Source organism: Methanohalophilus sp. DAL1, assembly GCF_001683555.1.
GTDB classification, from domain to species: Archaea; Halobacteriota; Methanosarcinia; order Methanosarcinales; family Methanosarcinaceae; genus Methanohalophilus; species Methanohalophilus euhalobius.
Genome location: NZ_MAFX01000045.1, coordinates 1 through 7,173, shown reverse-complemented (window position 1 = coordinate 7,173; position 7,173 = coordinate 1). Strand labels below are relative to the sequence as shown.

The window sequence follows — 7,173 nt, the reverse complement described above, 5'->3', positions numbered from 1 at the left end:
TTGCAGGTATATCGAATAACCCATGATTTTTGATTGATACGTTCTTGACTTTGAACTCATGCACACAATGCTGATGATCGTATGGATGTTGGCATGAACTATCATATATGGCAGCAGAGAACTTATAATCTCCATCCAGCAGGGGTAAATCATCAATTATAAAATCAATTTCTCCATCACCTTCGACAAAATCTATTTCTTTTTTGCAGAGCTTAGTATTTGGGCCTGTAACATTTACACTGCCTTTGTAGATAGCAACGCCAAAAACCGGATATTCAACTTTTCTTTTTGCAGTATACTTTATTTTTGCTATGAATTCCTGGCCTGTCTGGAAAATATATGCTTCACCATTATTGTTATAGAATTTTATTTCTGTTATTTTTACTTCTTTGGAGCCCCAGCTTTCTCCACCACTTTTTTCGATTTCTTTTTGTTTATTTTGGTATTCATCCAGCATTCTCTCTGTTTCTTTTTGACTTACAAAGCTAAGATAATCACTGATAACATCTTCAGTGGCGCCAATTGATTCAAAGTTCCCTTTATGCAGAAATAGACACTCATCACAAATTTCTTCAATTGTTCCCAATGAATGTGAAACAAATACAATTGTTTTTCTTTTTTGCTTATACTCATTGATCTTATCATAACATTTTGATTGGAATGCGGCATCGCCAACTGAAAGAACTTCATCAATCAAAAGAACATCGGGGTCAGTGGAAATTGCAGTTGCAAAGGCCAGTCTGGCATACATTCCTGATGAGAAATTCTTGAGTTTGGAATTCTTGAATCTTTCAAGTTCGGCAAACTCAAAAATGGAATCTATTTTCATATCCATATCTTTACGCTTCATTCCCATTATTGCTCCGTACAGGTATACATTTTCAAACGCTGTAAGCTCTGGCTGGAATCCAACTCCCAATTCCAGAAACGGTGCAATCCTCTCATTTATTGAAACAGAGCCTTTATCAGGTACCAGAACACCTGCCAGTATCTTTAATAGCGTACTTTTTCCAGAACCGTTTTCCCCGATTATTCCAAAGGTTTCACCCTTTTTCACTTTAAAACTGACATCTTTAAGAGCTTCAAATATTTCGTAACTGTAAGACCGACCCGTAATTTTCCCGATAATATTATCATAAACAGTTGTCTTCTTCTCATGAGGTACCTTGAAACATTTGGATACACTATTAACTTCAATTGCATACTCTGATTCTACTCTGGATTCAGGTCCTAACTTTAGTTTCAGCAACTATCATACCTCCTCAGCGAACTTGCGTGACAATTTATTAAATATGCCGGACCCGACGATCATAAGTGTCAGGGCAAACCCTGTAACAAGCAGAAAATCGGAAATTGATGGGATGGTGTGATACAGCAGTATATCCCTGTACATTACCATCAGTCTTGTTATTGGGTTCAACATATAATACTCTACATATTTCTCAGGCACAAGGGACAGGGGATAAATGATCGGGGAAGCGTAAAAGCCAATCTGTAAAAGGAGGTCCCATATCTGGTTCAGGTCTCTAAAATACACATAGAGTGAGGAAAGTATCAGACTAATTCCATAAACCATTACAAAAAAGATTGTATGCAATATCGGGAACAATAAAATTGTTGCTGATACTTTTGCTCCGAATATGATCAATAGGGGAATAAGCACTAGAAACTCAAGTATTGAGCTTATAAATGCCGACATTGTCATACTGAACGGAAGTATCTCACGGGGGATATATACCTTGGTTACAAGGTTTGCTTTCCCGACAATTGATGACATTGCAACCATGGTTCCGTTCTGCAGAAAACGCCAGGCTATGATTCCAATCAGCAGGTAAAGTGCGAAATGTTCCTGTTCAAATCTGAATACATTGCTGAATACAGCATACAAAATCAGCATCATCAAAAGTGGGTTTAACATTGACCAGATAAAACCTAGAATCGAGCTCTGGTATTTTATTTTGAGGTCACTGATAACCAGATTTTTGATCAACTCACTATAATCAAACAGGTACATTTTTCATTTTCCCATTCTTGATTCTCTTACCAGCTGATTGGCCCTAAACAGGGATTCCATAGTTCCGGCATCTGTCCAGTAACCATCCACAATTGAGTATTCCATCTCTCCATTGCTGATGTACGCATTATTAACATCAGTAATCTCCAGTTCCCCTCTGTGGGACGGTTTCAACTGTTTGATTATATCAAATACATGGGAATCGTAGATATAAAGCCCCGTAACTGCGTAATTGGATTTCGGTTTTTCGGGTTTCTCTTCTATCGAAACGATTTTATCCCCGTCGATCTCCGCGACTCCGAAACGTTTGGCGTATTCAACTTCTTTCAGGAAAATCTTCGCACCGCCATTGAATGATTCAACTGCCTCCCTGATACTTCCTTCAAATACATTATCGCCTAGTATTACAGTAACGGGTTCATCGTCTGCAAAATCCTCTGCGAGACTGAGGGCCTGTGCAATTCCACCGGCCTCATCCTGAATCTCATAGGTAAAATTCACACCCAAATTTGCTCCTGATCCGAGAAGCTCAAGGAAGTGGCCAGCATGCCCTCTCCCGGAGACGATCAAAATATCTTTGATGCCTGCATCAATAAGCAGTTTCAGAGGGTAACAAATCATTGGTTTATCGTAGATCGGTAGCAGATGTTTATTGGTCACTTTGGTTAAAGGATACAGTCTTGAACCTGTACCCCCTGCAAGAATAATTCCTTTCATATTTTGCGCTCCTCCAGATAATCTCTAAGGGCTTCTTTCCAGTGCCTCATTGGGCTTGTTTTTGAATTTGCCAGAATCGAATATTTCGGTCTTCTGGCTTTTCTCGGAAATTCCGCACTGGAACATGGGGATACATTATCAATAATTGCTGAAGAAAACTCATACCACGAGCACACGCCTTCATTTGTAATGTGGTATATCCCCGGTACTTTATCGATGATTTCTAAAGTCTTACATGCCAGGTCTGAAGTATATGTGGGTTTGCTGAACTGATCGTTGACAACTTTTACGGTTTCCATCTTTCCTGACAACTCAAGCATTGTATTGACAAAATTATTCCCCTTTAGACCAAAGAGCCATGAAGTCCTTATTATCCTGAAATCTTCCATTTGGTCGGAAATACGCTTTTCTCCGAGTAATTTAGATTTACCGTAGATATTGATTGGATTTGTTGTATCCGACTCGAAGTACTCCTTTTTTGAGCCGTCAAAAACATAATCTGTACTGTAGTGTACCAGAACTGCACCTGATTCTGCACATGCCTTTGCAAGATATCCGGGGCCTTCACCATTGGTGACAAACGCAATCTCCTGCTCATCTTCGCAGCCATCAACATTCGTATAGGCTGCAGCATTGATCACAACATCCGGCCTGATTTCGGCAAGCGTATCTGTTACTTTGTCAAGATCAGTTATGTCTACATCCTTGTGGCCAAACTTGATTGAATCAGGAAAAAACTTGCATAGGTCATTGCCCAGCATCCCATTGGCACCGAAGATTATTGTTTTAATTTCTCCCACCACCATCTATTATCCATATACCATTGAATCGTTTTTTTGATAGAAGAATCAAAATCATGTTCTGGTTGCCATCCGAGTTGCTTTAGTTTTGTACAATCAAGTGAATAACGGTAATCGTGCCCCCTCCTGTCCTCTACATATTGGACCATAGACTCATCCTTGCCAAGGGCTTCCAATATCCGATATGTAATATCCAGGTTGGTGAGTTCACTTCCACCACCAATATTATATATCTCCCCTTCTTTCCCCCACTGTCTTACAAAATCAATGCCTGCGCAGTGATCTTCCACATATATCCAGTCCCTTACGTTCAACCCTGTGCCATATATTGGAACTTTTTTGTCGTCCATAAGGTTGGTAATAAAAAGAGGAATCAATTTTTCGGGATATTGATAAGGTCCAAAATTATTGGTACATCGTGTAACGATCACAGGTAATCCATAAGTTGTATAATAGGATAAAGCTAGAAGGTCGGAACTTGCTTTGGATGAAGAATAAGGGCTGGAAGGTTTGAGTATATCGGTTTCTGTGAAAGACCCTTCTTTTATACTTCCATAGACCTCATCGGTTGAAACATGAATAAATCGATCTATCTTATTCTCCAGTGCACATCGCAGGAGCGTATGAGTACCCAACACATTCGTCTTAACGAAAACATCGCCATCCTCTATAGAGCGATCTACATGACTCTCGGCAGCAAAATGTACAACCTGATCAACGGATGACATTAATTCATTGACAAGTTCATATTGACAGATATCTCCCTGGATAAAATCATAGTTATGGTTTGACTCCAGGTCTTTCAAATTATCCGGATTTCCTGCGTAAGTAAGTTTATCCAGGTTTATGATTTTGCATTCTGGCCATTTTTCCAGTATGTAACGTATAAAGTTACTGCCTATGAATCCACAACCACCAGTAACCAGCATTTTGGAACATTTCATTTATCATAACCCTTTCATATATCTTTGAGTCTACTACCAAACTTCAAAAAACATGCATGCATACTATTGTATAATGTGAGTACATATCAGGATGTTCTTACTGTATTCTCTATATATGTATTTTCTGGTATAATATTTGGAAACTATTTTTTGGGTATGACCTTCCTGGTTGCGTATTTATTATTTTACATTTATCTCACTATTATGTGGATTTTACCCTGCACCACTTATTAATGAATCTTTCTAGATTACGACAATTCCGGGCATCATAACGTTGCCTTTTTTTAATAGTCTTAAATAAACCTTTCAATGCAGAGGCCTTTGCTTTTAATATTATTCTACCCTTTCCCTTAACTGAATAATAAGGAATGATTGCAATATTCCTTCCAACTATCCAGGGTAAGGAAATCACAAGCAATTTCAATGGAAAATTCTTAATTGCACACCACAGGGTATTCCTGTTTCCATAATATATGGCTACATCAGATCCAATACCCGCAGTTCCTCCATGTAAATGAGTTGCTCTTGCATATGGTGTATACAGACATCTCCATCCGGCAAGTCGGGCCCGAAATGCGATATCCACGTCCTCGAAATAGAGAAAGAAATCCGTATCAAAAAAACCAATTTCGTCCAACATTTCTTTTCTATACAAAGCAGCACCTGCGCAAGGTCCGAATACTTCTTTCATTTCATCATATTTGCCATCATCGTGTTCCATCATTCCTCTGTCCCATGCAGCTCCACTTCTGGAAACACAGATTCCTGTGGAATTGATTCTGCCATCGGGATAAACCATTTTAGATGCACAGAACCCTACTTTTTCATCTGATTCAATACATTCCAACATCTTTTCAAGGAATTGGGGATGTAAGGTTGTATCGTTGTTAAGTGTAAGGATATACTTTCCCTTTGCCTTTTTGATACCCTGATTTACACCTCCTGCAAAACCGGAATTGAAATCCCTTTGTATCAGTCTGACCCATGGGTAGTAGTGCTTTATGTAAGCTGCACTTCCATCAGAAGATGCATTATCTACCAGTATTACCTCAAAATATTTGTAAGTCTGATTAGAGATAGAGTACAGGCAGTTTTCTAGGAAATGCTTGCCGTTGTAATTGACTATTATAATACTAATCATGCTCTTTTTGAATTCATATTAATAGGGTAATGCGATTTGATTTGCTTTCTCATCTCTTTCAAAAAGTTATCGGTACTAAAATTTTGAGCTTTCTTAATACATTCTTCTTTATATTTTAATGGGTCTGAAGAAATAATATTTATAGCTTCTACTATCTTTCGGCACTCAGGAGGAACCAGATAACCTGTAACTCCGTCAGTTACAGTTTCAAGACATCCGCCTTCATTCACTCCAACAACCGCTTTACCGGAAGCCATGGCTTCCACAGGTGTCATTCCAAAGTCCTCGTTTTTGGCAGTGATAAGAAAACCTTTGCAATTGGAATAGAGTTTTATAAGTTCTTCCTCTGGTATTGTTCCAAGAAGTGTTACATTTTTGGGTAATTCCTGTACTATTTTATTGTAGTAAGCTGACGCATGGTCCGCTTCAGCAAATCCTCCCACAATTAGAAGTCTCTCTCCGGGAAGCATTTTGAATGATTCAATTTGTAACTCTATCCGTTTTTCGGGATACAACCTATTAACAGATAGCCAGAAATCACCACATTTTTCAAACTTGAACTTGGATACATCTATTGGTGGATAAATAACATCTGCTTCCCTGTTCAGGAACTTCCTGGTTCTCTGTTTTACATTATTGGAATTTGCAATGATCTTATCAACATGAGTAAGGTACTTTTCATAAGCATATCTATGAATGGTCGCCCATATTTTGAACGGTAAGATGCTTAAAGTGGATTGTCTATCCATAAAGACATTATAAAGATCATAAAAAACCCTTACAGGAGTATGGCAATAATAAATATTCGGTTTATGCTTCTTGGCTGCAAAGGGTGCCCAGTTACCTGAAAATATGAATAAATCATAGTCTTTTGAAAAATTGCATCGTGAAAACTTCCATGATGCTGACATCTGTTTAAAGGGTGCCATTTTTACAGTTTCGCCAAGACTTATGATATTTACATCATTAAATCCCATCTTATCTATTGAATCAGCATCTATATCCGTTGTAATGATGTCCGCTCCCAGGCCTTTTGCAAGGGTAAGGACAAGTTTTTCGCCACCTCCAATAGCATCAATGTAGTCATGAAAAATTGCAATTTTCATAGAAAAGTCTCGTATTTGTTTTGCAGGGAAGTCACAATTGATCCCCAATCGAAATATCTGGATGTTTCCACAACTTCCTGTGATATTATTTTCCGGGACGCTTCATCGTAATTGAGAAGTTGCATTATTCCTTTTGCAAGGGAGCTGGGATAGTTCTCAACCACCAATCCATTTTTATTAGTTATAAAATGTTTGGCTGCATTCATAGGAGAACTTGTGCTGATCACAGGAACCCCACATGCGAATGCTTCTATTACAATAATTCCAAACCCTTCACGGCTTGAAGGCAGGACAAATACTCTGGAAGATTTGATCCGGGCAATTAGGGCATCATATTCCAGGAATCCGGCAAACTCAACATTACCGGCGATTTCAAGTTCCCGGGAAAGTTTTAACAGCCTGTCCTTTTCAGGCCCATCTCCGATGATGCAGCATTTAAGTTGCGGGAGGT

General features: G+C 38.7%; 8 protein-coding genes. All 8 read right to left on the bottom strand.

The features are described 5' to 3' along the window. Nucleotides 1-1,249 (bottom strand): ABC transporter ATP-binding protein (locus tag A9957_RS08315; protein ID WP_292343873.1); only part of this gene is annotated, 1,249 nt, incomplete at its 3' end. Between the two features lie 3 nt (nucleotides 1,250-1,252). After that, the gene (locus tag A9957_RS08310) at nucleotides 1,253-2,014 is read right to left on the bottom strand and encodes an ABC transporter permease (RefSeq protein WP_292343872.1); all 762 of its coding nucleotides are present in this window, start codon (nucleotides 2,012-2,014) and stop codon (nucleotides 1,253-1,255) included. A gap of 3 nt (nucleotides 2,015-2,017) precedes the next feature. Then, on the bottom strand, nucleotides 2,018-2,731 hold the full coding sequence (locus A9957_RS08305) for a sugar phosphate nucleotidyltransferase (RefSeq protein WP_292343869.1): 714 nt from the start codon (nucleotides 2,729-2,731) through the stop codon (nucleotides 2,018-2,020). Further along, nucleotides 2,728-3,537, bottom strand: a complete 810-nt coding sequence (gene rfbD, locus A9957_RS08300; protein WP_292343867.1) for a dTDP-4-dehydrorhamnose reductase — start codon at nucleotides 3,535-3,537, stop codon at nucleotides 2,728-2,730. The genes A9957_RS08305 and rfbD overlap by 4 nt, the downstream gene beginning before the upstream one ends. Continuing rightward, nucleotides 3,510-4,475, bottom strand: coding sequence for a dTDP-glucose 4,6-dehydratase (gene rfbB / locus A9957_RS08295; protein WP_292343865.1), 966 nt, complete (start codon nucleotides 4,473-4,475; stop codon nucleotides 3,510-3,512). Before rfbB ends, rfbD begins: the two co-directional genes overlap by 28 nt. Nucleotides 4,476-4,677: 202 nt before the next feature. Then, on the bottom strand, nucleotides 4,678-5,616 hold the full coding sequence (locus A9957_RS08290; RefSeq protein WP_292343862.1) for a glycosyltransferase family 2 protein: 939 nt from the start codon (nucleotides 5,614-5,616) through the stop codon (nucleotides 4,678-4,680). Further along, a complete protein-coding gene (locus A9957_RS08285; protein ID WP_292343860.1) occupies nucleotides 5,613-6,722 on the bottom strand; it encodes a glycosyltransferase in 1,110 nt (369 codons plus the stop codon). Before A9957_RS08285 ends, A9957_RS08290 begins: the two co-directional genes overlap by 4 nt. Further along, nucleotides 6,719-7,173: glycosyltransferase (locus A9957_RS08280; protein WP_292343858.1), on the bottom strand; the 455-nt coding region annotated here is incomplete at its 5' end. The genes A9957_RS08280 and A9957_RS08285, both read right to left, overlap by 4 nt.

What these genes read in the sequence shown, in the direction of transcription:
- A9957_RS08310 (WP_292343872.1), bottom strand. Translation starts at nt 2,014, where the DNA reads ATGTACCTGTTTGATTATAGTGAGTTGATCAAAAATCTGGTTATCAGT.
- A9957_RS08305 (WP_292343869.1), bottom strand. Translation starts at nt 2,731, where the DNA reads ATGAAAGGAATTATTCTTGCAGGGGGTACAGGTTCAAGACTGTATCCT.
- rfbD (WP_292343867.1), bottom strand. Translation starts at nt 3,537, where the DNA reads ATGGTGGTGGGAGAAATTAAAACAATAATCTTCGGTGCCAATGGGATG.
- rfbB (WP_292343865.1), bottom strand. Translation starts at nt 4,475, where the DNA reads ATGAAATGTTCCAAAATGCTGGTTACTGGTGGTTGTGGATTCATAGGC.
- A9957_RS08290 (WP_292343862.1), bottom strand. Translation starts at nt 5,616, where the DNA reads ATGATTAGTATTATAATAGTCAATTACAACGGCAAGCATTTCCTAGAA.
- A9957_RS08285 (WP_292343860.1), bottom strand. Translation starts at nt 6,722, where the DNA reads ATGAAAATTGCAATTTTTCATGACTACATTGATGCTATTGGAGGTGGC.